Below are 24,950 nucleotides of genomic sequence, written 5' to 3'. Positions count from 1 at the left end.
CGACCGCGGCCACCCATTCTGGAGGCCGGAGGGGGTCTTGCGGCAAGCCCCGGTGCCCGGCGTACTCTGGAACTGCAGCGGCAGCGAGATGCGGCGGATCGTCGCTCAGCCGCGGGGCGGGCGACGAACCGCCTCACCTCACTGTGTCGGCTCGCCGGGCCAGGATCGCCCCGTGCGGTCGCTGATCGAGGCTCGTCCTCGTGTGCGTCTCGATGACCTCGAAGCCCGCTCGACGCACCTGCTCGGCCAACTCCATGAGCGGCCATCGGTACGCCGTCACCACGGCATGGTCGAACGACTCGACCGATGGCCCCTCGAAGCAGCCGATCAGGAGTTCGCCTCCCGGTCGGAGCACGCGCCCGAACTCCGCAAGCGGTGTCTCGATCGTGTCGGGACGGTGGTGGATCAGCGAGTACCAGGCGAGGACGCCGCCCTCCGTGCCGGTCTCCGCGTCGAGGGTGTCGAGGCTGCCGAGGTCGAACCGGGTCTCCGGGTGCTCGGCGCGGGCATACGCGACGAACTCGGGGACCAGATCGACGCCGCGGATGTCGAGCCCGCGCGAGGCGAGGTACGCCGTCCAGTGCCCCGGCCCGCAGCCGGCGTCCAGCGCGGGACCGATGATCCGGTCGGCCCAGGAGGTCACGAGTTGCCGGTCCGACGGGTGCACCGAGGCCATCGTGCCCAGCAGCTTCGCGTACTCGGCGGACCGACGGGCGTAGGCGTCTCGGACGGTGCTCATGGCTCCACCGTAGCGAGCACGCGGCTCGGTTCGTCGACGGGAGGGAGGGGCCGTCCTCGCGGTTTCGCGTCCCAGCTGTTATGGTGTGTATAAACAGATGGAGGTGCCATGGGCGTCGTGATCTCGAACAGTTCGGGAACACCGATCTACGAACAGATCGAGACCCAGTTGCGTGCGTCGATCCTCGCCGGGGAGATCCCCGTCGGGCAGACGCTCCCGTCCCTGCGGCAGTTCGCTGCGGATCTCCGGGTGAGCGTCATCACCGTCACCCGGGCCTACAACGATCTCGTCGCCGAGGGCCTGGTGCGGAGTGAGCACGGACGCGGGTTCGTCGTCCTCGATGTCGACCCCGAGACGGCGAGCGCCCTCCTGCAGTCGCGGGTCGACGAGGTCATCACCGAACTCGTCATCGCGGCTCGGCACGCGCGCCTCAGCAGGACCGACATCCAGACACGACTCGATCAGACTTGGAGTACCGATGACTGACAGCATCCTTCGCATCGACGGATTGCGCGTCCAGCGGCGATCATTCGCCGTCGACGACGTCTCCTTCGCGGTCGAACGCGGCACCGTCACGGGCCTCGTCGGACCCAACGGGGCCGGCAAGACCACCACCATCCGGGCCCTGCTGGGCCTGCTGACCCCCGACGCCGGCGACATCGAGGTCCTCGGGCAGCCGGCCGGTTCCCCGGAAGCGCTCGCACGTATCGGCGTCGTCCTCGATCAGCCGACCGCGGCTCCGGAATGGCGGGTCGCATCGATCGGTCGACGACTCAGCCCGTTCTACCCGGCGTGGGATCAGCAACGCTTCGAAGCATTGCTCGATCGCCTCGGGGTGCCGCGCGAGCAGCGGGTCAGCGAGCTGTCCCGTGGCCAGGGTGTGAAGCTGTCGTTGTCGACCGCACTCGCGCAGCGGCCGGAACTCCTCATCCTCGATGAGCCGTCCAGCGGCCTCGACCCGGCCTCCCGTCGCGAGATCGGGGATCTGATCCGCGAGTTCATGGTCGACCCCGAGCACGCGGTGCTCTTCTCGACGCACATCACCACGGATCTCGACGAGCTCGCCGACGACCTGCTCGTGCTCGTGAACGGCCGGGTCGCCTACGACGGACGGTTCGCGGACACCGTCGACGAGTTCGCCATGGTGCGTGGCGCGGGAGCGCCGCCGACCGGCGAGGTGCTCGGGCTCGAGCGACGCGGGGAGCAGTGGTCCGCGCTCATCCGCACGGCCCAGATGGCGGACTTCGGACCGGAGACCGTGATCGACGCCGCGAGCGTCGACGACATCGTCATCCACCTGGCAGCAGCACACGGAAAGGCTTCCGCATGATCGGCTCATTCATCCGCTTCGACCTGACGTCCTGGCTACCCCGGCGGCAGACGCTCCTCCTCCTCGGTTTCGTCGCCGTGATCGGGATCTTGCTCCCGGTGCCGGGGATGGCCCTCATGGGCGCGGCGATCGTCACCTCGCTCATGATCGCCGCGCCGTTCCTCGGGGATGAGCGCGGGCGTCTCGACACCCTCTACGGCATCCTCCCCGTCTCGCGGTCCTCCGTCGTGGTGGGACGGGCCGGTTCGATCGTCGTCTTCGCCCTCCTCGCTTCGGCGATCGCGTTCGCCGTGACCGTGCTCATGGCCAGCGTGCGTGGTGGTTCGCTCGATTGGGGCCTGCTGCTCGTGGTCCAAGCCGTCGCGGTCGCCTTCGTCGGACTGTCGGCCAGCATCCAGTTGCCCGTCCTGTTCCGGATCGGGTACACGCGCGGCCGGCTGATCAGCTACGCCCCGGCGCTGGTCATCGCGGGCCTCGCTTGGGTCGCGCAGGCGATCGGTGTGCTGGACGGCGCGCAGGAGGCCGCAGTCGGTGTTCCCCTCCCGCTCGTGGTCGGCCTCGGGCTCACGCTCGGTGCCGTCGGGATCGTCGTCGGCGTCCTCGTCGCCGTGCCGCTGTACCGCAAGCGCGAACTCTGAGCGGTCGCAGCATCCGTCCCGGGCGTTCCCGGCATCACAGCGTCGTCAGGAACGCCCGGATGTCGTCCGCGAGGAGCTCGGGCTCCTCGTGCGGGGCGAAGTGGCCGCCTCGGGGCATGGTCGTGAACCGTCGCACGTCATAGCTCCGCTCGGCCCAGCTGCGCGGCGGACTCGCCAGGTCGTGCGGGAAGAGCGCGACCGCGGTCGGCACCTCGACCCGGCCGACACGGGTCGTGATCCCGGTCGCGGACTCGTAGTACGGGCGGAGCGAGGTGCCGATCGCGTTCGTGAACCAGTAGGCGGAGGCGAGCGTCGCGAGGTAGTCGTCGCTGAAGCGGGACGAGACGTCGCCGTCGCAGTCGCTCCAGGCCCGATGCTTCTCGAGGATCCACGAGAGCAGGCCGACGGGGGAGTCGGACAGTGCGGGAGCGAGCGTGAGCGGACGCGTGTGGTGCTGATGCTCGTAGGCACCCTCCGCGGCGTCCCAGGCCTCGACCCGGGCGAGATGCGCCTGCTCCTCCTCGGTGAGCGTCTCGGCGTCGACCTCGAGCGGCGCGGCGACCGCGAGGAGGTGGATGCCGGCGACCGCCTCGGGATGCACCTGCGCGAGGCGAGAGGTGATCCCGGCCCCGAGGTCGCCTCCATGGGCGGCGTACCGGGCGAAGCCGAGGTGATCGTGCATGAGCGTGTGCCACAGCTCGTGCGTGTGGTCGCCGAAGGTCGGGCGTTGCGGCGAGAACGGCAGGCCGGGCAGCGCGGGCACGATGACGGTGACGGCGCTCGCCGGGTCTCCGCCGAAGCGGGACGGCGTCGCGAGGCGCCTGGCGAGTCCGACCAGTTCGAGGGCGGTGCTCGGCCATCCGTTCGTGAGGACGACGGGGATGCCGCCCGGGGTTTCGGCGTCGAACCGGAGGTAGGTGATGGCGGCCCTACCGATCTCCGCCCGGTGCCACGGCAGGGCGTTGATGTCCCGCTGTTGTGCCGCCCAGTCGAAGTCGTCCGCCCAGTAGGTGACGAGCCGCCGCAGCTCGTCCTGGTCGGTGCCGGCCTCCCAGCCGACGGTCGGCCACCGGTCAGGCCAGCGGGTGTCGTGGAGTCTGCGGCGGAGGTCGGCGAGGTCGTCCTCGCTGACGTCGATGACGGTCCGGCCTGCTGGCGACCGGGTCACCTGGTAGCGCCGTTCGATACCCGCGGTCGCGCGTCCCCACTCGCTGGACGCGACGCGGGCCTGGTGCGCCGCGAACGACTCGTCGTCCTCGAAGACCTCGGCGACGTCCCAGACGAGCGGGTCGTCCGTCGGCGTCACCTCGAACGACACGCACCCCGGTTCGGCGCGGGTGAGGGCGACATGATCCGGCAGCTGGGTCTCGACGATCGACACGTCGGTCGGAGTAGCGCAGATCAGCTGGCCGGTCAGGTGCACGGTGGTCATGGTCTCACCGTAGCGAGGGTCGGCCCTCCGGCTGCTTCGTCCCGAGCTCCGCGCCGCGTTTCCAGAGCCACTCGACGGGGCCGAGCGCGAACCGCCGGAGCCAGAAGTGGGCGAAGCCGGTCACGAGTGCGGCGATGACGACGAACGCGGCGACGGTGACCGGGACACGCCACGGAGCGGTGAGTTCGGCGAGGCCGAAGCCCCAGCCGTAGAAGAGCGCGCCGCCGAGGAGGTTTTGGAGCAGGTAGGCGCTCAAGGCGACCTTGCCGAGCTCGCGCAGACGCGAGGCGATCCAGCCGCCGGTGCCGAAGCGGCGACAGAGCTCGACGGTGGCGCCGAGGATGCCGAGCGCCACGAGGGGCGCGGCCAGGTAGCGTTCGGCGAGGAGTCCCGCGGTGCCTCCGGCGATCCCCAGCAGCAGGTCGATCGGCAGCGCGCAGGCACCGATGATCATCAGGCGGCGTCGGAGTCGACCACCGGTCTCACCGAAGACACCGGCCTGGAAGAGGTGCGCGCCGGCGAGGAACATCGCGAGCGTGAGGAATCCGATCAGGACGGGCTCCGCGCGGAAGACCCCCACGTTGTCGAGCCGGAAGACCGCCAGGCCGAGGAACGATTCAGCGGCGTACGGGCTCGGTCCGGCGGGGAGCGGGAGGTCGCCCGACACCGCCGGCGTCGTGGCGATGAACGCGACGATCGCGCTGATGAGGAGGACGTGCAGTGCGCCGAAGACGGCGATCATGGCGCGCTGGGCGCGGGGCCTGGTGAGCAGGAGCCAGGCGACGATGGCGCCGGTCACCGCATAGCCCATGAGGACGTCGAACTCCGCGATGAGGACGTAGTTCACGGCACCGTCGATGAGGAGCAGGGTGGCGCGCCACAGGTACCGGCCCGGCCAGCGCTGCTCGCGTCGGCGTGCAGTGGCGTGCTGGATCGCGAGTCCCGCGCCGAACATCAGGGTCAGGAGGGCGAGGAACTTGCCCTGCGTGAGCGCCATGAGGGCGAGCTGGATCGTGCCCGCCGCGGGGCCGGTCTCCGGCGTCACCGGGGCCGAGAGCATCCCGAGCAGACCCCAGGGGTGCGAGAACACCCAGATGTTGGTGCCGAGCGTGCCGAGGATCGCGAGTCCGCGGACCACGTCGAGTGCGGCGATGCGATGGGAAGCCGGCGGCAATACGATCGTATTGGTCATGGGAAGACCGTACCCTGTCGAGTGGGCGATGGCGAAAGCGGAGGCGATGACCGAGCAGGACACGAACAGGGATCGGATCCTCGATGCACTGCTGCGGATCATGGCGTCGCGCGGAGCCGATGCGCTGACGATCCGCACGGTCGCGAGCGAGGCCGGTGTCTCCGTCGGCGCGGTCCAGCATCACTTCCCGACGAAGGACCGACTCGTCGTCGCGGCGATGACCGAGGTCAACGAGCGGTTCCGTCGGCGCGTCGCAGCGCGGCTCGAGGCGGTGAACTCCGAGGAGGAACGACTTCGGATCTTCTGTCGTGAGATCGCCTGCGTCGAGGGTGATGACCTGACCGACGGGATCGTCTGGGTCGCCTTCGCCGCGCGGGCGAGCACGGAGACCGAGGTGCGCGTGATCCACGCCGCTGACTGGGCCCGCACCGAGGAGGTCCTCCTGCGGCTGCTGGTCGCCGCGTTCCCCGACGACGGCCTGGCCGCGGACGATGCGGCACTCCTGCTCGCGGTGCTCGACGGCATCGCGGTCGCGCGAGCGGCGGAGCAATCGAACCGGATGACACCGGAGCGCGCCGAACGCCTGATCGACGCGACGCTGCGGGGACTCCGCCGAGCGGGCTGAACCTCTCGGGTCCGGCTCAGTCGACGTCGACGTCGAGTTCGACGAGGTAGCCGACGAGTCGGAGTTCGACCTCGCTCGTAGCCGTGTCGAGTTCTCGGGCCTCGACCGCCGCTTGAGCCGCTGCTCGGACGTCGGCGTTCTCGAACTCCGATTCCGGCGGGATCCGTGGTGCGAAGCTCACGACCGGGAGTCCGGGGACCGGCTCGTGATGCGTGACGTACTCGGACGGGCGCGAGCCGATGAACACGCCGCTCCCCGGCGGGCCGACCGGGCGCAGTGCGGCCCGGGCGACTCCCTGCGGTAACGGGGGACGTTTCGTGCGCACCAAGCGGGACGGCATCGACACCCTCGACAGCTTCGCCAGCCTGCCCGTCAGTCGCTCCGGGGCGGGGCCCTCCTCGTGGTGCATCTCAACACCGTCGATCTGAGCGGTGAGGTCCGCACCGATCGCCTCGGTCAGCCAGGTCCGCTGTCCATCGTCGACGGGCCAGACCGAGAAGGTCACCCGTTGGCCGGTTTCCAACGGACCGCCGCAACAGTCCCACTCCCAGGGGCTGAGCCAGAGCGTCCGCCGGGTCATCCGTGCCGACTCGGGGTTGGTGGGTCGCAGGCGCGCAACCAGCTCGGTCGTGGGTGCGGTCAGGACGCGGAGGGCGACCGCGTCGCCGGGCATCGGTACACGGCCGAGCTCGCTGAGTCCCCAGCTGCGGTACATCGCTGCCGCCTCGGTCGCGCGCTCGTAGACGCCGATGACCGTCTGCGTCTCGGAGCGGTCCTGCAGGACGGCGGCCAGGCAGCCGCGGGCGATCCCACGTCCGCGCTGGTCCTCCGAGACGGCGAGTTCGTGGACCACGACGGCGTCCGCCGGACGCGCGATGGCGTCCGCAGCCGTGCTGCTGGAGTCGGCCAGCTGCGCCAGGATGCCGAGCCAGGCCGGGTCGGCGTCGAGGCCGTGGGCGAGCGCGAAGCCCACGATCCGGCCGTCGACCGTGGCGATGACGAGGCGTCCGCCGCGGTGCCCGAGATGCTCAGGGCCCCACTGCCGGATGGTCGCGAGGTCGATCGCATCCTCGTTGTAGGGCTCGGCGGTGAACGCCGCGACGAACAGCTGCGTGACCTCACCCCACACGCCGTCGGGTGCGGATCCGGTGAACGAGGTGTAGCCGACCGGGCTCATCATCCAGCCAGCATAGGGAAGTGGTGCGACCGGCCCCGTTCATTCGCCCATCTTTGGGCGAGCGAACGCTGCGTCGCCCAAAGATGGGCGAACGAACCGAGGCCTAGAGCGTGTTGCCGAGCTTGAAGCCCTGCGCGTCGTCGCCCTTGCGGGTGTAGGAGAAGCCGTCGGCACCGATGGTGACCTCGAGCTCGGAGTCGTCGGTCCGGGAGACCACCGGCTTCGGCTCACCGTCGAGGTCGAGCACGAGCGACGCGTCCGTGTACCAACTCGGCACGACGGCGTTGCCCCACCAGTCGCGCCGCTGGTTGTCGTGCACGTCCCACGTGACCACCGGGTTGTCGGGGTCGCCCGTGTAGTAGTCCTGGGTGTAGATCTCGATCCGGTGGCCGTCGGGGTCGCGGATGTACAGGTAGAACGCGTTCGAGACGCCGTGCCGGCCGGGGCCACGCTCGATGACGTCCGACATCCGCAGCGCGCCGAGCTTGTCGCAGATCGCGATGATGTTGTGCTTCTCGTGCGTCGCGAACGCCACGTGGTGCATGCGCGGTCCGTCACCACCCGTCATCGCGGTGTCGTGCACCGTCGGCTTCCGGCGCATCCACGCCGCGTACGTCGTCCCGGCCTCGTCCTGGATGTCCTCCGTGACCCGGAACCCGAGGTCCTCCATGTGCGCGACCGCGCGCGGCACGTCGGGCGTCACCTGGTTGAAGTGGTCGAGCCGCACGAGCGCGCCCGGCGTGTACAGGTCGTAGCGCCACGCCAACCGCTCGACGTGCTCCACGTCGTAGAAGAACTCGACGGGGAACCCGAGCGGATCCTCGACGCGCACCGAGTCGCCGATGCCCTTCACATACCCCTCGGCGCGACGCTCCACCCGGCACCCGAGCTCCGTGTAGAAGGCGACCGCGCGGTCGAGGTCCTCAGGGCTCCGCACCCGGTAGCTGAACGCCGCGATCGCCGCCACCGGCCCCTGCCGCAGTACGAGGTTGTGATGGATGAACTCCTCGAAGCTCCGCAGGTAGACGGTGTGCTCGTCCTCCTCCGTGACGACGAGGTCGAGGACGTCGACGTAGAACTTCCGGCTCGCGGCGAGATCCGTGACGACGATCTCCATGTACGCGCAGCGGAGGATGTCCGGCGGGGTGGCGGCGGGCGTCGGGATGCGGTTCACCGGCACGGGGATCGGGTCGGAGGCGGTCACGACGGGCTCGGCCGACGACGGGGTGATGGGGTTCGACATTGATCTGCGTCCTTGCTGATCTCGGTTGCTGGGGTGGAGGTCGACCGGGAGCGGTCAGTGCGCGGCCTGCAGTGGCCCGCCGGTCCCGAAGCGTGGGGAGTGCGCCTGGTTCAGCGTGATGTGCACCGCCTGCTGGTCGGTGTAGAAGTCGATCGAGCGGTAGCCGCCCTCGTGCCCGAGCCCCGAGGCCTTCACCCCGCCGAACGGGGTGCGGAGGTCGCGCACGTTGTTCGAGTTCAGCCACACCATCCCGGCCTGCACGTTCTGGGAGAAGGTGTGGGCCCGCTTGAGGTCGTTCGTCCAGATGTAGGCGGCGAGCCCGTACTTCGTGTCGTTCGCGAGTGCGAGCGCCTCCTCGTCGGAGTCGAAGGGGGTGATGGCGACGACCGGGCCGAAGATCTCCTCCTGGAAGATGCGGGCGCTCGGCGGGACATCGGCGAAGACGGTCGGCGCGACGTAGTTGCCGGTCGGGAACCCCACGGCGCGACCGCCACCGGCGACGAGGCGGCCCTCGGTCTTGCCGATCTCGACGTACCCCATGACCTTCTCGTAGTGCTCCGGGTGCACGAGCGCGCCGACCTCGGTGGCCGGGTCGTTCGGGTGTCCGACGACGATGTTGCGGGCCCGCTCGGCGTAGCGCTCGACGAAGTCGTCGTAGACACTCCGCTCGACGAGGATGCGGCTGCCGGCGGTGCAGCGCTCGCCGTTCAACGAGAACACCCCGAACACCGTCGCGTCGAGGGCGTCGTCGAGGTCGGCGTCGGCGAACACGATGGCCGGCGACTTGCCACCGAGCTCCATCGAGAGCCCCTTCAGGAACGGCGCGGCGTTCGCGAAGATGAGCTGACCGGTGCTGCTCTCACCGGTGAACGAGATGAGTGGCACGTCCGGGTGCTTCACGAGGGCGTCGCCGGCGTCCTCGCCGAGCCCGTTCACGAGGTTGAACACGCCGTCGGGCACGCCGGCGTCGCGGAAGATGTCCGCCCACAGGCTCGCCGAGAGCGGGGTGAACTCCGCCGGCTTCAGGACGACCGTGTTCCCGGTCGCGAGGGCCGGAGCGAGCTTCCAGCTCTCGAGCATGAACGGCGTGTTCCACGGCGTGATGAGCCCCGCGACGCCGATGGGCTTGCGGTTGACGTAGTTGACCTGCCGCCCGGGCACCTTGTAGGTGTCGTCGTGCTGGGCGACGATCAGGTCGGCGAAGAACCGGAAGTTCTCGGCGGCGCGCTTCGCCTGACCGAGCGCCTGCGTGATCGGCAGCCCGGTGTCGAAGCTCTCCAGCTCCGCGAGGCGGGCGTCCTGTGCTTCGACGGCGTCGGCGACCCGGTGCAGGATCCGGCTGCGCTCGCGGGGGAGGAGCCGCGGCCACGGACCCTCGTCGAAGGCCCGCTTCGCTGCGGCGACGGCGAGGTCGATGTCCGCCTGCTTGCCGGCGGCGGCCTGGACGTAGGTCTCGTTCGACACCGGGTCGAGGACGTCGAAGGTGTCGCCGTCGACCGAGTCGACGAACGCGCCGTCGATGTAGTGCCGGATACGGTCGGGCAACGCTGCCGGAACGTGCTGGGTCATGGGTGGTTCCTCCGGTCGGTGGTGGACGGCGGTGACGACGGCGGGCGGGCCGTGGTGGGCGGCTGGTGCTCGGCCTGGTACGCGAGCATGGCGTCGAGCGTCGCGGTGCGGTGGTCGCGGGCGGCGATCTCGATCTCGAGCGGCTGCGCGCCGGCGGCGATGAGTTCGAGGATGCCGTCGTGCTCGGCGACCGACTCGCGCGCGCGGCCGGGCACGAAGCTGAACGTCGAGTCGCGGAGCGCGTTCAGCCGCCGCCAGCCGCGGTGGACGAGGTCGAGGACGTGCGGGTTCGGGCACTCCTCGAAGAGGACGGTGTGGAACTCCAGGTTCAGCGCCGTGAACGCGTGCGGGTCGAAGTCGTCGAGCGTGCGGCGCATCCGCTCGTTGATCTCGCGGGCGCGGGCCAGATGGTCGTCGGTCAGGTAGGCGGCGCTCATCGAGGTCGCTGCTCCCTCGACGAGGGCGAGCGTCTGCATCGTGAAGAGGTACTCGGTCTCGTGCAGCATCGCGACCTGCGCGCCGACGTTGCGCTCGAACGTCACGAGCCCCTCGGCCTCCAGCCGCCGGATCGCCTCGCGCACCGGGACGACACTGATGTCGAGCTCGCCGGCGATCTGGCCGAGCACCAGCCGGTACCCGGGGACGAAGCGCCCCTCGTCGATGGCCTCGCGGATGAACCGGTAGGCGCGCTCGGACTTGCTGAGCGACGCCTCCTGCCCGGTCGTCGGGTGTGGGCCGCTCATCGTCCCTGCTCGCTCTCGTATCGCGCCCGCCACTCGGCGTTCAGCGGGAAGAGGCCGTCGACCGCGGCACCGCCACGGACCTGCTCGGCGATCCAGGCGTCCTCCGCCTCCTGCACGACCGCCTCCGCGGCGACCTCGGCGGCGAGCGCCCGGGGGATCGCGATGACGCCGTCACCGTCCCCCACGATCACGTCGCCCGGCAGGACGGTCGCCCCGCCGCACGTGATCGCGACGTCGATCTCCCACGGCACATGGCGGCGCCCGAGGACGGACGGATGCGGACCCTGCGAGAAGGTCGGCAGGTCGAACGCCGCGACCTGCTCGGCATCGCGGATGCCGCCGTCGGTGACGACCCCGGCCGCTCCCCGCTGCTGTGCCCGAAGCGCGAGGACGTCGCCGACGGTGCCCGTGCCGCGCTCGCCGCGTGCCTCGATCACGATGACCTCGCCGGACTCGACGGTGTCGAAGATGCGCTTCTGCGCGTTGAAACCGTTGCCGCGCTCGGCGAAGAGGTCGGGCCGGTAGGCGACGAAGCGGAGGGTGCGGGCCACGCCGACCATGCGCGGGCCCGGGCGCGAGGCGTGGACACCCTCGACGAAGACCTCGGTGTACCCGCGGGCTCGGAGCTTGGCGCTGAGCGTCGCCGTCGAGACCGAGGCGAGCTGTTCGGCGACCGCGGGGTCGAGCGGTTCGGCGGGTGATGCAGCGGTGGGAGGCTCAGCCGGTGCAGGCAGACCCGCCGCCGCAGCGTCCCCCCAGGCCTCGATGCGCTGATGGTCGTCGACGGCCGGTTTCGCACCGAACCCGCCGAAGGGCTCGGTGCCCTCGACGACCGTCGTCACGAGTCGACCGCTCGTCGGGGTGCCGGGTGCGCTCGGCGCGTCGACCTCGACCTCGACGACGTCGCCGGGCACGACGACGGAGGAGCCGGCGGGTGTCCCGGTGAGGATGACGTCGCCGGGCTCGAGCGTCGCGAGCTGCGAGAGGTCGGCGATGAGCTGGGCGAAGGGGAAGAGCAGCGTGTCGCTCGTGTCGTCCTGGACCACGACGCCGTTGACCCAGGTGCGCACGCGGAGGGCGGCAGGATCGATCTGCTCGGCGGGGATGACGGATGGGCCGAGGGGCGTGTAGCCGTCGCCGCCCTTCGAGCGCAGGTTCGACCCCTTGTCGGCGCTGCGGAGGTCGTAGAGCCCGAAGTCGTTCGCCGCGGTGACGCCCGAGACGTGCTGCCAGGCATCCTCGACGCGGATGCGGCGGGCCGCGGTGCCGATGATGATCGCGATCTCGCCCTCGAAGGCCAGCAGTTCCGCGCCGGCCGGGCGCTCGACGGTGCCGCCCGTGCCAGAGACGGAGGACCACGGCTTGAGGAAGTACGAGGGGTGCTCGGGTGTGCGGCCGCGCTGAGCCGCCCGCGACGGGTAGTTGAGGTGGACGGCGATGATCTTGCCGCCCCCGCTGTTCGGGAGGCCTTCGATGCCCTGGTGGCTGCTCATCACACGTCCTCGTTGTCGGTATCCAGAATCGTATACGATCCGGGCACAGTGGGGAAGGGTCAGTACCCGTCGCTGCGGGTCGCGTCGCTCCGGCCGTCGATGAAGCGCTCGGCCAACTGCTCGGATGCGCGGGCGAGGAGCGACACGTCCGCGCCGACGAGGACGAAGGACGCCCCGTGGTCGAGGTAGTGCTCCGCCATGACGGGGTCGAAGGCGTTCACGCCGGCCGGTTTCCCCGCGGCGGTGGCGGCATCGAGCACCCGCTCGACGGCGCTGACCACGGTGGGGTGCCCCTGCTGGCCGAGCAGGCCGAGCGACGCCGAGAGGTCCGCCGGACCGACGAACACCGCGTCCACGCCGTCGACCGCGAGGATCTCGTCCGCCTGCTCCACGGCCTCCGCCGACTCGATCTGCACCGTGAGCGACACCGATCCGTTCGCCTGCGCGAGGTAGTCCTCGACCCGGTTCCAGCGGGAGGACCTCGCGAGCGCGCTGCCGACCCCGCGGACGCCCTGTGGCGGGTATCGCACGGCCTGCACGAGCGCCACCGCCTGCTCGGCCGACGACACCATGGGCACGATGAGGTTCTGCGCCCCGAGGTCGAGCACCTGCTTGATGACGACCGCGTCGCCGAACGGCACTCGCACCAGCGGGCACACCGGGAAGGCGGCAACCACCTGCAGCTGCAGCTGGATGCTCTCCAGGGTGTTCGCCGAGTGCTCGCCGTCGATGAGGAGCAGGTCGAGCCCGCTGCCCGCCGCGATCTCCGCCGCGATCGGGCTCCCCGACACCACCCACATCCCGACGAGGGGACGGTCCGTGGTGCGCAGGCGCTCGCCGAAGGTCGGCGGCAGGGTCATTCGAATCGGCATGTCACGGCTCCCAGTCCCTGGTATTCGGCGTGGACGGTGTCGCCCCGTTCGACCCACATCGGTCTCGTGAACGATCCCGACAGGATGATCTCCCCGGCGGCGAGGCTCCCGCCGTGCTGGGCGAGCTTGCCGGCGAGCCACGCGACGCCGAGTGCCGGGTGTCCGAGGACGGCGCCGGCGACCCCTGACTCCTCGATGGTCTGGTTGCGGTAGAGCAGGGCCGAGACCCATCGCGGGTCGATCGCGTCCGGGCGGACGGGTGTCCCGCCGAGCACCATGGCACCGAGTGCCGCGTTGTCGGCGATGGTGTCGACGATCGTGCGGCCGTCGAGTTCGATGTGGGAGTTGAGGACCTCGAGTGCCGGCACGATGTGGTCGGTCGCGTCGAGCACCTCGAAGATGGTGCAGTGTGGCCCCTGCAATGGGCGGCCGAGGACGAAGGCCAGCTCGACCTCCACGCGGACGTTGGAGTATGCGTCGAAGTCGAGTGTCGCGCCCGAGTCGAAGACCTGGTCGTCGAGGATGACGCCGTAGTCGGGTTCGGTGATCCCGGTGGCCTGCTGCATCGCCTTCGAGGTGAGGCCGATCTTGTGGCCGACGACGCGTCGGCCGGCGGCGATGCGGCGTTCTGCCCACAGCGCCTGCACGGCGTAGGAGTCCTCGATGGTCATGTCCGGGTGCCGGGCGGTGAGGAGGGGGATGACGCTCCGCTGCTCATGCGCGACCGCCAGTTCGTCGGCGATCGCCTGTCGTTCGTGATCCTGCATCGCGTCCCGTCCTCATCTGCGTCGACTGCGGCCTGCGATCACGATACGGTGCGTCGTCGTCGACTGCCTCTTGCGCGGTGACCACGATTGTATACGATGTGGTGTACATTCTGGCGGTCCAATGACGGGCCGCGACGGACAAAGGGGTCTCGAGACAATGACAACCGCATCACTGGCGCGAGCGACGACGCCCGCGGAACTCCGGCGCGTGGCCTTCGCCACCGTCATCGGCACCACGGTCGAGTGGTACGACTTCTTCCTCTACGCGAGCGCCGCCGGACTCGTCTTCTCGCAGCTCTTCTTCCAGCCGGCGGGACCGCAGGCCGCGCTGCTGCTGTCGTTCGCGACCGTCGGCGTCAGCTTCCTGTTCCGACCGCTCGGCGCGTTCGTCGCCGGGCACTTCGGTGACCGCATCGGCCGGAAGAAGATGCTCGTCATCACGCTCTTCCTCATGGGCGCCGCCACGACGCTCATCGGTCTCCTGCCGACGTACGACCAGATCGGGATCATCGCCCCCGCGCTGCTCGTGCTCCTGCGCATCCTGCAGGGGCTGTCCACCGGCGGGGAGTGGGGAGGCGCCGTCCTCATGGCCGTCGAGCACGCGCCCACCGGCCGTCGCGGCCGGTTCGGTGCGTTCCCGCAGATCGGCGTCCCGATCGGTCTGCTCCTCGCCTCCGGCATGCTCGCCCTCATGACGGGCGTGATCTCGCCCGGTGCCGCGTTCCTCGAGTGGGGCTGGCGCATCCCGTTCCTGCTGAGCTTCGTCCTGATCATCGTCGGCTACGTCGTGCGCCGGAAGGTCGACGAGAGCCCCGTCTTCGTCGCGCTCGCCCGCAACAAGGAGCGTCGCCGGGTCCCGATCGTCGAGCTCTTCCGCCACCACTGGTTGCTCGTGCTGCTCGCCGCGCTGACCTTCGCCGGCAACAACGCCGCCGGCTACATGACCACGGGCGGCTACATCCAGAACTACGCGACGACACCGCTCGCCGACGGCGGCCTGGTGGGCATGGAGCGGACGCCGGTCCTGCTCGCGGTGACCGGGTCGGCCATCGTCTGGCTCATCGTCACGTGGTTCGCGGGTTCGCTCTCCGACCGGATCGGCCGACGCAACACCTACATCATCGGTTGGGTCGCGTTCCTGGCCACCGTCTTCGTGCTCTTCCCGCTCGTGAACACCGGTGACCCGTGGCTGTTGTTCCTCGGGCTCGCGCTGTTCACGATCGGCAACGGCTTCACCTACGGGCCGCAGGCGGCGTACTTCGCGGAGCTGTTCCCCGCCTCGATCCGCTACACGGGTGTGTCGGTCACCTACGCGATCGGTGCGATCCTCGGCGGGGCGTTCGCTCCGACGATCGCGACCTGGCTGGTGCAGGTCACGGGGTCCTCGACGAGCGTCGCGTTCTACATCGCCGGCATGATCGTGATCGCCTTCGCGGCGACCCTCCTCCTGCGTGACCGCACCGGCATCCCGCTCGGTGGCGAGGCGGAGGACGAGCAGAGCCGTGGTCAGGTGTACGGCGCGCGGAGGTAGCCGCGGTCAGACTGACGACGCGATGGTCGCGGCCCCCTCGATGAGGCGGGCCGCGATCTCGGGTTCGGGTCGGCTGCTGGAGACGTAGACGACCGCGAGCGCGGCGGCCGGCGAGCCGTGCACGGCGAGTGGTACGGCGACAGCGCGGAGACCGGTGATGACCTCGTCGTGGCTCGACGCCCAGCCCTGTTCGCGGACCACCGCCAGCTCGGTGCGGTGGTCGTCGTCGAGCGAGTCCGGCCACTGCGACGCAGGCAGTCGGGACGCGATCGCCTTGCCGGGCGCACCGACACCGACCGGGTGCCGGGTACCGGGCCGCTGCGCGATCGACCCCATCGTGTGCCGCGGTTCGACGCTGACGAGGGTGACGATCTCGTCGCCGTCCAGCACGGTGAGGAAGCAGGTCATGCCGAGCTCGTTCGCGATCGCCGTCAGCTCGGGCAGCGCGGCGGCCTGCAGGTCGTGGGAGACGCCGGCGGCGAGGGCCGCCAGGCGCGATCCGAGCGCGATTCGTCCTGCACCGTCGCGGACGACCAGGCGGTGGTCTTCGAGCGTGCGCAGCAGCCGGTAGGTGACGCTGCGGTGCAGACCGAGCGTCGCGCTCAGGGCGTCGATCGTGAGCGGGGTGCGCGCGTCGGCCAGGACCTCGAGGATCCGGATGCCGCGCGAGAGCGTCTGGGAGTGGGCGCTGCTGGCATCGGTCACGCTCCGACCCTATCGACGAGCCCCCTGAGTCGCCCGGATCGGTGCGATTCTTCGCCGAAACCGTGCAGAATCGGGCGACTCAGCGGGTGATCGGGTAGGCGACGAAGGCGAATCGTGAGCTGTCGGGTGCCCAGCCGTTCACGTTCAGGGTGCCCTGCCCGCCAAACAGCGGATAACGGCGGAGCGGGGTCGCCCAGTCGTCGGTCGAGACGAGCCGGACCTCGACGTCGAGGTCGGCCGGGTGTCCGATCGTGCCGGCGGGGAAGGCGATGTACGAGGCTAGGCGGGCGTCGGGGGAGGGGTGGGGGAACCAGTCGACGGTGTCGCTCACGACGAGCTGCTCGAGCTCACCGCCGCCGTCCGGGATCCGCGCGAGCTGCGCATGGCCCGGGGCTGTGCCGAAGTGCTCCGTGTTGCAGAGCAGCCACCGGCCGTCGGGCGACCACTCCGGTCCGTCGAGGTGGCCGTCGCCCGTGTCGAGGACGGTGACGGGGCCGCCGCCCTCGACCGCCGGAGCGATCGCGAGCCGACCGGGGTGCTCGAAGCCCTCGAGCTCGACGTATGCGATCCGCGTGCCGTCCGGGGAGACGCCGTGGAGGAAGTGCCACCGGTCGTCGTCGGCGGTGAGCTTCGTGACCGGTCCGCCGGTGAGGGCACCGCGGTAGATGTGCCCGTCCATCGCGGAGAGGAGGATGTGTTCGCCGTCGGGGTCGAGGACGTGGTCGTTGTTGAGCTCGGGAAGGCCGTGGAACTCGATCGGCGTGAGCCCTGCGGTCGGGTCGTCGACCGTGATCGCCCAGAGCCGCCCGTTGCCGTTGAGGTACAGCGTCCGGCCGTCGAGGGACCAGTTCGGCGCTTCGATGAGGAGCTCGTCGGTCTCGAAGAGGAGGACGGGCGCATCATCGTGCGGCCCGCCGAGCAGGACGCTGGAACGTTGGCCGGGGGCGAGGGCGCGGAAGGTCATGCGCCCATCGTCCTCCAGTCCGTCGTGATCCGGGAGGACCGTTCCTCCCGGATCACGATCCGACGACTACTTGACGAGCGCGAACCCCGCGGTCCAGGAGATCTTCTCCGACGCCGCCAGCGTGAGCTGCAGGAAGCCGATCGCCTCAAGTTCGTGCGCGCGCTTCAGCGACCCGGCGTCGACGGCCTCCAGGCCACCGGCGGTCACGAGCTGCTGGAGTGCGGCCTTGGCGTCGGCGTCGTCCCCGGCGATGAGGACCGTGGTGGCCACGTCGCCGACCTGCTTCGCGGCGAGGGTCGCGGCGAAGTTCGTGTTGAAGGCCTTGAGGACGTGGGAGTTCGGGAGCTTCGCCTGCAGTTCCGCTGCAGCCGAGCTGCCGGCTGGGACGGTGAGGGCGTCGAAGGTCGAGAAGTCGAGGGGGTTGGTGATGTCGACGACGACCTTGCCCGCGAGCTGGTCGGCGTACTGCTCGACGATCGTCGCGAGGGCCGGGTAGGGGACCGCGAGGACGACGACGTCGCCGGTGATCGTGCCGGTCTCGGCCGACCCGAGGTGGTCGACGGAGGCACCGCCCGCTGCGAGGACACCGGCGATGGCGCTGCCCATGTTGCCGGTTCCGAAGATGGTGACGTTCGTCATGACGATGCTCCTTCTCGTGGCCGCCTGGTCACGGGTCAATTGGTTGTTGGTACAACTAACGTAACACCGGTTAGTTGTAGGCGCAACTATTGCTACGCTGGAGTCATGACCGAGACGCGATGGCTGAGCGACGACGAGCAACGCTCCTGGGTGCGCTTCGCCGCCGTGCTCGAACTCCTGCCGGCCGCCCTCGACCTCCAGCTCACGCGGGACGAGCATCTGACGCACTTCGACTACTTCACGCTCGCGATGCTGTCCGAGACCCCGGGCCGCACGCTGCGCACCTCGGCGCTCGCTGCGCGGACGAACGCGACCCTGCCCCGCTTGTCGCGGGTGCTGACACGCTTGGAGGAGGCCGGCTTCGTGGCGCGGACGCCGTGCCCGGAGGATCGACGGGCGACGAACGTGACGCTCACCGATGCGGGCTGGGACAAGGTCGTCCAGGCTGCGCCGGGCCACGTCGAGCACGTGCGGTCCCTGGTGCTCGACGCGCTGACGCCGGCGCAGATCGAGCAGCTCGGCGAGATCTCCGCCGCCCTCCTGACGAAGCTCGACCCCGACGGACGGATGTTCGCCAGCGAAGCCTGATCTCCGTCACCTGGGGGATTCGCGGCGCTCGAGGGCTGCGTAGCGTGGGGCTCGACGTCGTGGACACCACCGAGCGCGACGCGGATCGGAGCGAGTGATGACCGGACCGACGCAACCCGGACCCGCACCACACGGGGACGAGGTGCCCCAGGACGGTCCCGCCGCGGCGGAGCCCGAATCGACGCCACCGCCCACGTCGCTCAAGGGTGGGACGACCTCCGTCTGGTACTTCGTCGGCGCCACGTTCCTCTTCGCCGGACCCCTGATCTTCGGTGTCGACGACTTCGGGTTCTTCCGGATCGTCACCCTCGTCCTCGGGGCGGTCGTCATGGTCGCCGGGTTCGTCGTCCTGCGACGCGAGAGCGGCAAGCGTTCCTGAGGGCGCTGTCGCCGGGTCGGCCCGCCAACCGTTCAGCCGGCGAGCCGTTCAGTCGGCGAGCCGGTCAGCCCGCGAGCCGGTCAGCCCGCGAGCCGGTCAGCCCGCGAGGAAGGCCCTGATGCCGTCGAGCAGGCGGTCGACGTCCTCGTCGGACGTGTACGGGGCGACGCCGACGCGGAGACCGCCGACGTCCTCGAGGCCCAGCGCCGCGAACGGCTCGACCGCGTAGAACGAGCCTGCTGGTGCGAGGACGTCGCGAGCGGCGAGGAAGGCGGCCGCGTCGGCTGCACGCCTGCCGGGGAACGTCATGAACAGTGTCGCCGTGCGCTCGGCGGCTCGCGAGTGCAGCTCGACGAGGGGGCCGAGCTCTGCGAGAGCCTCCTCGATGCGGGTGCGTAGCGCGAGTTCCCGTTCGTGGACGGCTGCGGCGGAGGCCACCAGACGGTCGCGCCTCGTCGTGGCGTCACCGGGGTCGATCGACGCGAGCACGCCGATGGCCGCCGTCACGCCGGCCATGAGTTCGTAGGGCAGCGTGCCGAACTCGAAGCGCTCCGGCACCACGTTCGTCGACGGCAGCAGCTTGTCGGGGTGGATCGACTCGAGCAGCGCCGGCGACGCGGCGAGGACACCGCAGTGCGGCCCGAAGAACTTGTACGGCGAGCAGACGAAGAAGTCGGCACCGAGGGCTGTGACGTCGACGACGTGGTGGGCCGTGTAGTGGACGCCGTCGACCCAGACGAGCGCGCCGACCGCGTGCGCCCGGTCGGCGATCGTCCGCACCGGCGGGATGGTGCCGAGGAGGTTCGACGCCGCGGTCACGGCGACGAGTCTCGTCCGTTCGGTGATGAGGTCGTCGAGGTCCGCGACGTCGAGCTCGCCCGTCGCCGGGTCCAGGTCGATCCAGCGCACGGTTGCGCCCGCGCGGTCCGCCGCCTGCACCCACGGGCGGACGTTCGCGTCGTGATCGAGTCGGGACAGGACGATCTCGTCGCCGGCGATCCAGCCGCGCGACAGGTGCCTGGAGAAGTCGTAGGTGAGCTGGGTGGCGCTGCGACCGTAGACGATGCCCCGAGGATCGGCGGCCAGCAGATCGGCGCAGGCGGCGCGGAAGGCGGTCACGGCGTCGTCCGCCCGACGTTCGGAGGCGACTGACGAGCCCCGGTTGGACAGGGGGCCGGTGAGGGTGTCGAGGATGGCTTGGCCGACGGCGAGCGGCGTCTGGGTGCCGCCGGGGCCGTCGAAGTGGGCGATGCCGGAGTCGAGGGAGGGGAACGCGGTGCGGAGGAGTGCGACGTCGAGGCTCATGCGTCCATCCTGCCGCGCCGGGAGCCAGAACGTGGGGACCAGGGGAGCGAGCGCGCGATCGCTTGATACAGTGCCTGTGTGTCCATGCTCATCGCTCCGCCCCGTGTCGGGCGTCTGGAGGTCGTCGGCGTCCGCAACGCCGGCCCGAGAGAGCGGTCCACCCGGTCGACCACCTCGCCCACCCGGTGAGGACGTCGGCCTCGTCCATCGCGCTCGTCCGAGCGGCGACGACGGGGCCGCGCACCCTGACGCACCCACCGCAGCGCACCGACGCGCGGAGGGTCTCTCCGCCGTCGCCACGACGGCCCAGCCGAAACCGGTGAACCCATGATCCCCCTGAACGAATCCCAGATCCGAGCCTCCTTCGTCAACGCGTCGCGCAAGGAGGTCAGTGACGTGAGCCTTCCTGTCGACCTCGACACGCTCGACTTCGAGGTGCGTGACTTCCTCGGGTGGCGCGACAAGAAGCTGCCGCGACGCGCGTACGTGGTCACGATCGTCGACGGCGAACCCGTCGGCATCCTGCTCAGACAGGCCGACGCGATGCCCCGCACCCGGCCGCAGTGCGCGTGGTGCCAGGACATCACGCTCAGCAACGACGTCGTGTTCTACAGCGCGAAGCGGGCCGGACAGGCCGGCAAGAACGGCGACACCGTCGGCACGCTCGTCTGCGCCGACTTCCAGTGCTCGTCCAACGTGCGGAAGCTGCCGCCGCTCGCCTACGTCGGTTTCGACGCGGAGGCGGCCCGCCAGGAGCGCATCGCGACGTTGAGCGTCCGTGCGGCCTCCTTCGCCTCCTCGGTCCTGAACGGCGTCGGTTGACCCGCTGAGTCGCCCAGATCTGCACGAAATCCAGTGATTATCGTGCAGATTCGGGCGACTCAGTGGCCGGCGAGGGCGGCGCGCACCGAGGCGACGACGGCGCGGAGGTCACGGAGATCGTCGGCCGTCAGCTCGATGACCGTCCACCCTGCGGCCCGCAGGCGGTTGGAGCGAGCGCGGTCCTTGCGCCACCGGTCGACCTCGACCCGGTGGTAGTCACCCTGGTACTCGATGACGATCCGCGCTGCCCGGTGGCAGAGGTCAGCGCGGGCGAGGAACGATCCGTTCGCCGCCCGGATCTCCTGGTTCGGTTCGAAGCCGGTGAGGCCTCCGCGCACCAGCGCGACGCGGACGATGGACTCGGGCGGTGATTCCGCGCGGTGATCGAGCAACGGGAGTGCGGCGGCGATGGCTCCACGGCCGCGCCGGCTCGGATAGCGGGCTGCAGCCTCCTCCAACTCGGCCAGGCCTGCGGTACTCGTCCGAAGCAGGTGGTCGCCTGTCGCGACGAGATCGGCGAGCGGGAGCGTCGCGGCAAGGTCCAGCCACGTTCGAACCGGACTCGTCAGCCTGATGTCGCCGCGGACGAACACCTCGTCCGCTTCATCGATCGTGACCGACCGGCCGGCGATCCCGGCGGCGTGCGGAGCGCGGGCCGGTGCGGCCACGGCGAGGTCGAGGCGATCGGGGGTGGAGAGCCGGCACGGGAGCGGCAGGCCGAGCAGGAGGGCAGCGGTCGGACCGCAGACGAAGACCCGGTCGGACAGGCGGTGCAGGAATGCACGACAGCGATCCTCGACCGTCTCCACCGGGCGGGCGGACCGGATGCCGTGACCCGGCTTCTCGAGCCGACGACTGCGGAGTTCGCCGGGTGTCATCCCGCTGCGCAGCGCGTCGCCGACGAGGAACGGTCCGTCCGGAAGCTCAGCTGGCATCCCATCACTGTGCCTGCACCGAGTGGTTACCCGCCCACGTTCTCCACAGGCTTGCTGAGTCGCCCGGATCTGCACGAAATCCGGCCGATTTCGCGCAGATCCGGGCGACTCAGGCGGGCGGCGCGGTCAGGGACGAGGCGCGGACCTGCAACTCGGGGAGGACCTGGGTGCGCTGCGTCGGACGACGGCGGCCTTCGGACAGACGGGCGACCATCGTCTCGACGGCCATCCGACCGATGTGCTGCTTCGGTGGGCGCAGCGCGGTGATGGGCGGCTCGCCGTTCTCCGCGACCTCGTCGTCGTAGGCGACGATGGCGAGGTCCTCGGGGATCCGCACACCGCGGTCCAGGCAGTGGTGCTCGAGCAGGATCGCCTGCGGGTCGGCGTGCACGAACAGCGCGGTGGTCCCCGTGGCGAGGCACTCGTCGACGAGCGCACCCAGCCGGGCGTCCCTGGCGCCGTTCTCGACGTCGTCGATCTCGGCGTTCACCGTCAGGCCCGTGTCCAGCCCGAGGTCCGCGGACGCCCTGGCCCACCCGCGCCGCAGGTGGTCCGAGGTGGGGGAGTGTCGTGCCGCGGCGATGCCGATGCGGCGGTGCCCCTGTTCGTACAGGTGGCGGACGGCGAGCACCGCGCCGAACTCGTGGTCCGTCGTCACCCACTCCAGTGAGCGCAGCGCGAGCGATGACGGTGCGCGACGCTCTGCCAGCACGACCGGGATCGGCAGCGCATCGAGCCAGGCGAGGAGGGCGTACCCGTCCTGGCCCGCGGTGTCGGGTGCGGCGATGAGCCCGTGGATCCCACCCGTCTCGACGAGCGCGGCCATCTGCCGGCGCTGGTCGGCCGGGTCGTAGGACGAGCCGCGGAGCACGAGCTGCGACCGGCTGAGGGCGGCCGTGGCACGGGCGCCGTTGACGATCTGCGGCCAGTAGTAGCTGAGCGACGGCACGACCATGCCGATGCGGTATCGGGCGGGGCCGGCGGCGTCGGCGGATCGCGCGACCGTCTGGTCGAGGGAACTCCGGGCGGTCGCACCACCGTGGACCCGCGTGACGAGCCCGAGGTCGGCGAGCGCGGTGATGTCGCGTCGGATCGTCAGCTCCGTGACGCCGAGGATGACGGCGAGTTCGCGGACGACGACGGAACCGTTGCGTCGGACCTCGTCCATGATGCGTTCGCGGCGCTCGATGCCGAAGACCTGTGAGGGTCCCGTGCCGCCCGTCGGTCCCCGGTCTCCGGAGACGCCGTCGTCGCTCATCGTGCGGCCTCCACGGTGACGAGCAGACGATCCGAATCGGGATGCGGAAACAGCCGCACGCGGGTGATCGTGTCGCCCCAGGATGACCGCATCATCGGGTCGTCGAGTCGGACGACCTCGATCGCGACCTCGGCCGCGTCGTGCTGGAGCACCACGTCCCGGATGCCGGCGACCGGCCGGTGGACGCGCAGAGTCGCCTGATCGAGTTCGGTCGCGTCGCCCCACAGTATGAGGGTGACAATCGTGCCCGCCGCGTCGTCGAGCGTCCAGACGTCCTCGATCACGACCCGCGACGCCGTGCGGTCGAGCGTCGCGGTCCGGCGCCAGCGTTCGTGCTCCGCCAGCCCGTAGGCCGCAGCGAGGTCCATCGACCAGCTCGCCTGCCCGCCCTGGTCTCCGCCCCGGCGATCGCGCGCCGCGAACGCCGGACCGTGTTGCTGCAGCAGACCGCGCGGTGCCGGGACGCTGTGCCAGTCGCTGCGCATGCACCAGATGTCGTAGCGGTCCGGGCCGAAGGTCCGCGCGTCGTAGGTGGGCCGCCCGGGATCGATGATCGCGGGGACGCCGTCGAGCGCGACGATCACGCTCCCGAGGTCGTTGTGGTTGTGGTTCTCGTCGTTGTGGCCGCCCTTCAGGCTGACCGCGAGTCCGTCGGATCGCCCGTCGTGCTCACGGGCGAGGCTCACGCCGATCGACGACAGGTCGACCGAAGCCGGCAGCGGTATGGCTGCGCTCCGGGCGTCCGCGACCGCCCACTCATGATCGAGGCAGACGCGGACGAGACGTCCGAGTCCGGCCCGGTCCGTGGCGACGGGTGCATCGGGATCGCGATGTGCCGTTGCGTACGCGACGACGTCCGGCAGGGCGAGTCGCCGGCCCCAGCGATGCAGCAGATCGAACGGGAGCGAGCGGTCACCGCGTGCTCCGGCGTCCGCGACGTTCACGTACCAGTCGGCGGACAGCTGCATCCGCAGCGGGAAGCGCAGTGACTCGGGCAGCAGGTCGAGGCCGTCGAGCGCGAGGCGACCTCCGGCGAGACGATCGAGGGTCTCGAGCGCCTCGAGGGCGCGAGCCGCTCCGTTCCACCAGTACTCCCAGCCCTCGTCGATCGCGCCGTCCTTGGGGAGGCCCGCCAGGTAGCGGTCGATGCCGTCGACGGCTCGGTCGATGACGAGCTCGGCTCGGTCGGGGCTGCAGAGCACCGCCGCCGCGGCGATCGTGTTGCCGAGGATCCAGGGGTTCCAGTTGTGGAGGGCGTCCGGCTCGCCGCCAGGGTCGACATCGAGGCCGAGCCAGTGCCAGTCGTCGCGGTCGAGGAACGGCCGGAACACCCGCTGCTCGGCCTCGGTTCGCAGCCGGTCGGTGAGGCCCGGGTAGCGCTCGTCGAGCTCGTCGCCGAGGACGGCGATCGCCCAGGCGACGGCCGCGACCGCCTCACCGGCGCCGAGGTCGAGGAACGGTTCGTCGAGCGACGGCGTGACCGTCCCGAACCGACGGAACGCGTCGTCGTGGGCCGCCCAGCACCAGGTCGTCTGTTCCGCGAGGAGCCACAGGCCGTCGGCGACCTCGGCGAGCGGGTCGAGTGGTGCGGCCACCGCGACACCGGCTGCGGACGCGGCGGCGAGGACCACGGCGCGGGAGAGGCGTGCGAGTCGGTCACCGACCGCCGTCTCGTAGGAGAGACGCTCTCCGGCGAGCGGGTAGGCGCTGTACTGCGAGAAGAGCGGCTGCGGCCAGGGCGTCGCGGCACGGTCGGTGGTCGCGGACTCACGGGTCGCCTGGGCGACGAAAGCGTCGAGCAGTCGCCGGTCGATCGAGCTCCAGTCGCCGTCCGGCACGATGGACCGGAGTGCGGTCGCCGGGCGCTGTGACCACGCCGTCACCAACGGGCCGTGCGACCGACGTCGCTGATCGGTGGCGGGTGTGGCCGGTGCGGTCTGCGAGGGTGGATGCACGACGTCTCCATGATCATCTTCGATCGAGCTTGTTCGTTTGTGATCGACT

Annotated in this window: 25 protein-coding genes; 8 read left to right on the top strand and 17 right to left on the bottom strand. The window is 70.5% G+C overall.

What is annotated here, in order from left to right; genetic code table 11:
- Window positions 1-133: 133 nt before the first annotated feature.
- Window positions 134-739 carry a class I SAM-dependent methyltransferase gene (locus B9Y95_RS11665; RefSeq protein WP_085512024.1) on the bottom strand — a complete coding sequence of 202 codons (606 nt, stop codon included), beginning with the start codon at window positions 737-739 and terminating at the stop codon, window positions 134-136.
- 108 nt (window positions 740-847) lie between these two features.
- Between B9Y95_RS11665 and B9Y95_RS11660 the strand changes: the two genes are divergently transcribed.
- The 3 genes from B9Y95_RS11660 to B9Y95_RS11650 are packed head-to-tail and all read left to right on the top strand — an operon-like array spanning window position 848 to window position 2,707.
- The gene (locus B9Y95_RS11660) at window positions 848-1,225 is read left to right on the top strand and encodes a GntR family transcriptional regulator (protein ID WP_085512023.1); all 378 of its coding nucleotides are present in this window, start codon (window positions 848-850) and stop codon (window positions 1,223-1,225) included.
- A complete protein-coding gene (locus tag B9Y95_RS11655) occupies window positions 1,218-2,069 on the top strand; it encodes an ABC transporter ATP-binding protein (protein WP_159453390.1) in 852 nt (283 codons plus the stop codon). The genes B9Y95_RS11660 and B9Y95_RS11655 overlap by 8 nt, the downstream gene beginning before the upstream one ends.
- Window positions 2,066-2,707 (top strand): ABC-2 transporter permease, encoded by a 642-nt coding sequence (locus B9Y95_RS11650; RefSeq protein WP_085512021.1) that lies wholly within the window; start codon window positions 2,066-2,068, stop codon window positions 2,705-2,707. The genes B9Y95_RS11655 and B9Y95_RS11650 overlap by 4 nt, the downstream gene beginning before the upstream one ends.
- Before the next feature lie 34 nt (window positions 2,708-2,741).
- On the opposite strand, the gene B9Y95_RS11645 is transcribed toward B9Y95_RS11650, so the two are convergent.
- Window positions 2,742-4,139: an alpha/beta fold hydrolase gene (locus tag B9Y95_RS11645; protein ID WP_085512020.1), complete on the bottom strand. Its 1,398-nt coding sequence runs from the start codon at window positions 4,137-4,139 to the stop codon at window positions 2,742-2,744.
- Window positions 4,140-4,143: 4 nt separating this feature from the next.
- Entirely contained in the window at window positions 4,144-5,331 is a 1,188-nt protein-coding gene (locus B9Y95_RS11640; protein ID WP_085512200.1) for a DUF418 domain-containing protein, read from the bottom strand.
- On the opposite strand from B9Y95_RS11640, the gene B9Y95_RS20385 reads away from it, so the two are divergent.
- Entirely contained in the window at window positions 5,330-5,956 is a 627-nt protein-coding gene (locus B9Y95_RS20385) for a TetR/AcrR family transcriptional regulator (RefSeq protein ID WP_159453389.1), read from the top strand. The two genes, B9Y95_RS11640 and B9Y95_RS20385, sit on opposite strands and share 2 nt — an antisense overlap.
- A gap of 16 nt (window positions 5,957-5,972) precedes the next feature.
- On the opposite strand, the gene B9Y95_RS11625 is transcribed toward B9Y95_RS20385, so the two are convergent.
- The 7 genes from B9Y95_RS11625 to B9Y95_RS11595 form a co-directional block, all read right to left on the bottom strand.
- A complete protein-coding gene (locus B9Y95_RS11625) occupies window positions 5,973-7,136 on the bottom strand; it encodes a GNAT family N-acetyltransferase (protein WP_085512019.1) in 1,164 nt (387 codons plus the stop codon).
- Between the two features lie 100 nt (window positions 7,137-7,236).
- Window positions 7,237-8,376: a 3,4-dihydroxyphenylacetate 2,3-dioxygenase gene (gene hpaD, locus B9Y95_RS11620; protein ID WP_085512018.1), complete on the bottom strand. Its 1,140-nt coding sequence runs from the start codon at window positions 8,374-8,376 to the stop codon at window positions 7,237-7,239.
- Between the two features lie 54 nt (window positions 8,377-8,430).
- Window positions 8,431-9,945, bottom strand: a complete 1,515-nt coding sequence (gene hpaE / locus B9Y95_RS11615; protein ID WP_085512017.1) for a 5-carboxymethyl-2-hydroxymuconate semialdehyde dehydrogenase — start codon at window positions 9,943-9,945, stop codon at window positions 8,431-8,433.
- Window positions 9,942-10,688 carry a GntR family transcriptional regulator gene (locus tag B9Y95_RS11610; protein ID WP_071261785.1) on the bottom strand — a complete coding sequence of 249 codons (747 nt, stop codon included), beginning with the start codon at window positions 10,686-10,688 and terminating at the stop codon, window positions 9,942-9,944. The genes hpaE and B9Y95_RS11610 overlap by 4 nt, the downstream gene beginning before the upstream one ends.
- Window positions 10,685-12,181 carry a fumarylacetoacetate hydrolase family protein gene (locus tag B9Y95_RS11605; RefSeq protein ID WP_085512016.1) on the bottom strand — a complete coding sequence of 499 codons (1,497 nt, stop codon included), beginning with the start codon at window positions 12,179-12,181 and terminating at the stop codon, window positions 10,685-10,687. Before B9Y95_RS11605 ends, B9Y95_RS11610 begins: the two co-directional genes overlap by 4 nt.
- Window positions 12,182-12,240: 59 nt before the next feature.
- Window positions 12,241-13,053 carry an HpcH/HpaI aldolase family protein gene (locus B9Y95_RS11600; RefSeq protein ID WP_085512015.1) on the bottom strand — a complete coding sequence of 271 codons (813 nt, stop codon included), beginning with the start codon at window positions 13,051-13,053 and terminating at the stop codon, window positions 12,241-12,243.
- The gene (locus B9Y95_RS11595; protein WP_085512014.1) at window positions 13,038-13,820 is read right to left on the bottom strand and encodes a 2-keto-4-pentenoate hydratase; all 783 of its coding nucleotides are present in this window, start codon (window positions 13,818-13,820) and stop codon (window positions 13,038-13,040) included. Before B9Y95_RS11595 ends, B9Y95_RS11600 begins: the two co-directional genes overlap by 16 nt.
- A 157-nt stretch (window positions 13,821-13,977) precedes the next feature.
- Here B9Y95_RS11595 and B9Y95_RS11590 point away from each other — a divergent pair, with 157 nt between their 5' ends.
- Window positions 13,978-15,351 (top strand): MFS transporter, encoded by a 1,374-nt coding sequence (locus B9Y95_RS11590; RefSeq protein WP_085512013.1) that lies wholly within the window; start codon window positions 13,978-13,980, stop codon window positions 15,349-15,351.
- A 6-nt stretch (window positions 15,352-15,357) separates the two neighbouring features.
- Here the strand turns inward: B9Y95_RS11590 and B9Y95_RS11585 are convergent, their stop codons facing one another.
- From B9Y95_RS11585 to B9Y95_RS11575, 3 genes are all read right to left on the bottom strand, one after another.
- Complete coding sequence (locus B9Y95_RS11585) at window positions 15,358-16,056, bottom strand: IclR family transcriptional regulator (RefSeq protein WP_085512012.1); 699 nt, start codon at window positions 16,054-16,056, stop codon at window positions 15,358-15,360.
- A gap of 79 nt (window positions 16,057-16,135) precedes the next feature.
- Entirely contained in the window at window positions 16,136-17,020 is an 885-nt protein-coding gene (locus B9Y95_RS11580; RefSeq protein WP_085512011.1) for a TolB family protein, read from the bottom strand.
- Window positions 17,021-17,086: 66 nt separating this feature from the next.
- Complete coding sequence (locus tag B9Y95_RS11575) at window positions 17,087-17,659, bottom strand: NADPH-dependent F420 reductase (protein WP_085512010.1); 573 nt, start codon at window positions 17,657-17,659, stop codon at window positions 17,087-17,089.
- Between the two features lie 105 nt (window positions 17,660-17,764).
- Between B9Y95_RS11575 and B9Y95_RS11570 the strand changes: the two genes are divergently transcribed.
- Both B9Y95_RS11570 and B9Y95_RS11565 read left to right on the top strand, forming a co-directional pair.
- Window positions 17,765-18,247, top strand: coding sequence for a MarR family winged helix-turn-helix transcriptional regulator (locus B9Y95_RS11570; RefSeq protein WP_079001201.1), 483 nt, complete (start codon window positions 17,765-17,767; stop codon window positions 18,245-18,247).
- A gap of 97 nt (window positions 18,248-18,344) precedes the next feature.
- Complete coding sequence (locus B9Y95_RS11565) at window positions 18,345-18,626, top strand: hypothetical protein (RefSeq protein ID WP_085512009.1); 282 nt, start codon at window positions 18,345-18,347, stop codon at window positions 18,624-18,626.
- A 96-nt stretch (window positions 18,627-18,722) separates the two neighbouring features.
- On the opposite strand, the gene B9Y95_RS11560 is transcribed toward B9Y95_RS11565, so the two are convergent.
- Window positions 18,723-19,931 (bottom strand): cysteine desulfurase-like protein, encoded by a 1,209-nt coding sequence (locus tag B9Y95_RS11560; RefSeq protein ID WP_085512008.1) that lies wholly within the window; start codon window positions 19,929-19,931, stop codon window positions 18,723-18,725.
- Window positions 19,932-20,258: 327 nt separating this feature from the next.
- Between B9Y95_RS11560 and B9Y95_RS11555 the strand changes: the two genes are divergently transcribed.
- Window positions 20,259-20,753 carry an FBP domain-containing protein gene (locus tag B9Y95_RS11555; RefSeq protein WP_085512007.1) on the top strand — a complete coding sequence of 165 codons (495 nt, stop codon included), beginning with the start codon at window positions 20,259-20,261 and terminating at the stop codon, window positions 20,751-20,753.
- A gap of 59 nt (window positions 20,754-20,812) precedes the next feature.
- Here the strand turns inward: B9Y95_RS11555 and B9Y95_RS11550 are convergent, their stop codons facing one another.
- From B9Y95_RS11550 to B9Y95_RS11540, 3 genes are all read right to left on the bottom strand, one after another.
- Complete coding sequence (locus B9Y95_RS11550) at window positions 20,813-21,688, bottom strand: endonuclease domain-containing protein (protein WP_085512006.1); 876 nt, start codon at window positions 21,686-21,688, stop codon at window positions 20,813-20,815.
- 109 nt (window positions 21,689-21,797) lie between these two features.
- Window positions 21,798-22,946, bottom strand: coding sequence for a substrate-binding domain-containing protein (locus B9Y95_RS11545; protein WP_085512005.1), 1,149 nt, complete (start codon window positions 22,944-22,946; stop codon window positions 21,798-21,800).
- On the bottom strand, window positions 22,943-24,901 hold the full coding sequence (locus B9Y95_RS11540) for a heparinase II/III family protein (RefSeq protein WP_123539673.1): 1,959 nt from the start codon (window positions 24,899-24,901) through the stop codon (window positions 22,943-22,945). The genes B9Y95_RS11545 and B9Y95_RS11540 overlap by 4 nt, the downstream gene beginning before the upstream one ends.
- Window positions 24,902-24,950 lie beyond the last annotated feature (49 nt).

Source organism: Plantibacter flavus, from assembly GCF_900177615.1.
Lineage (GTDB): Bacteria > Actinomycetota > Actinomycetes > Actinomycetales > Microbacteriaceae > Plantibacter > Plantibacter flavus.
Note: the sequence above shows the minus strand (reverse complement) of the source record. Positions and strands in the feature narration are given on the sequence as shown.

Coding starts and splice junctions, on each gene's coding strand:
- B9Y95_RS11665 (WP_085512024.1), bottom strand. CDS start 739: ATGAGCACCGTCCGAGACGCCTACGCCCGTCGGTCCGCCGAGTACGCG.
- B9Y95_RS11660 (WP_085512023.1), top strand. CDS start 848: ATGGGCGTCGTGATCTCGAACAGTTCGGGAACACCGATCTACGAACAG.
- B9Y95_RS11655 (WP_159453390.1), top strand. CDS start 1,218: ATGACTGACAGCATCCTTCGCATCGACGGATTGCGCGTCCAGCGGCGA.
- B9Y95_RS11650 (WP_085512021.1), top strand. CDS start 2,066: ATGATCGGCTCATTCATCCGCTTCGACCTGACGTCCTGGCTACCCCGG.
- B9Y95_RS11645 (WP_085512020.1), bottom strand. CDS start 4,139: ATGACCACCGTGCACCTGACCGGCCAGCTGATCTGCGCTACTCCGACC.
- B9Y95_RS20385 (WP_159453389.1), top strand. CDS start 5,330: ATGGGAAGACCGTACCCTGTCGAGTGGGCGATGGCGAAAGCGGAGGCG.
- B9Y95_RS11640 (WP_085512200.1), bottom strand. CDS start 5,331: ATGACCAATACGATCGTATTGCCGCCGGCTTCCCATCGCATCGCCGCA.
- B9Y95_RS11625 (WP_085512019.1), bottom strand. CDS start 7,136: ATGATGAGCCCGGTCGGCTACACCTCGTTCACCGGATCCGCACCCGAC.
- hpaD (WP_085512018.1), bottom strand. CDS start 8,376: ATGTCGAACCCCATCACCCCGTCGTCGGCCGAGCCCGTCGTGACCGCC.
- hpaE (WP_085512017.1), bottom strand. CDS start 9,945: ATGACCCAGCACGTTCCGGCAGCGTTGCCCGACCGTATCCGGCACTAC.
- B9Y95_RS11610 (WP_071261785.1), bottom strand. CDS start 10,688: ATGAGCGGCCCACACCCGACGACCGGGCAGGAGGCGTCGCTCAGCAAG.
- B9Y95_RS11605 (WP_085512016.1), bottom strand. CDS start 12,181: ATGAGCAGCCACCAGGGCATCGAAGGCCTCCCGAACAGCGGGGGCGGC.
- B9Y95_RS11600 (WP_085512015.1), bottom strand. CDS start 13,053: ATGCCGATTCGAATGACCCTGCCGCCGACCTTCGGCGAGCGCCTGCGC.
- B9Y95_RS11595 (WP_085512014.1), bottom strand. CDS start 13,820: ATGCAGGATCACGAACGACAGGCGATCGCCGACGAACTGGCGGTCGCG.
- B9Y95_RS11590 (WP_085512013.1), top strand. CDS start 13,978: ATGACAACCGCATCACTGGCGCGAGCGACGACGCCCGCGGAACTCCGG.
- B9Y95_RS11580 (WP_085512011.1), bottom strand. CDS start 17,020: ATGACCTTCCGCGCCCTCGCCCCCGGCCAACGTTCCAGCGTCCTGCTC.
- B9Y95_RS11575 (WP_085512010.1), bottom strand. CDS start 17,659: ATGACGAACGTCACCATCTTCGGAACCGGCAACATGGGCAGCGCCATC.
- B9Y95_RS11570 (WP_079001201.1), top strand. CDS start 17,765: ATGACCGAGACGCGATGGCTGAGCGACGACGAGCAACGCTCCTGGGTG.
- B9Y95_RS11565 (WP_085512009.1), top strand. CDS start 18,345: ATGACCGGACCGACGCAACCCGGACCCGCACCACACGGGGACGAGGTG.
- B9Y95_RS11560 (WP_085512008.1), bottom strand. CDS start 19,931: ATGAGCCTCGACGTCGCACTCCTCCGCACCGCGTTCCCCTCCCTCGAC.
- B9Y95_RS11555 (WP_085512007.1), top strand. CDS start 20,259: ATGATCCCCCTGAACGAATCCCAGATCCGAGCCTCCTTCGTCAACGCG.
- B9Y95_RS11550 (WP_085512006.1), bottom strand. CDS start 21,688: ATGCCAGCTGAGCTTCCGGACGGACCGTTCCTCGTCGGCGACGCGCTG.
- B9Y95_RS11545 (WP_085512005.1), bottom strand. CDS start 22,946: ATGAGCGACGACGGCGTCTCCGGAGACCGGGGACCGACGGGCGGCACG.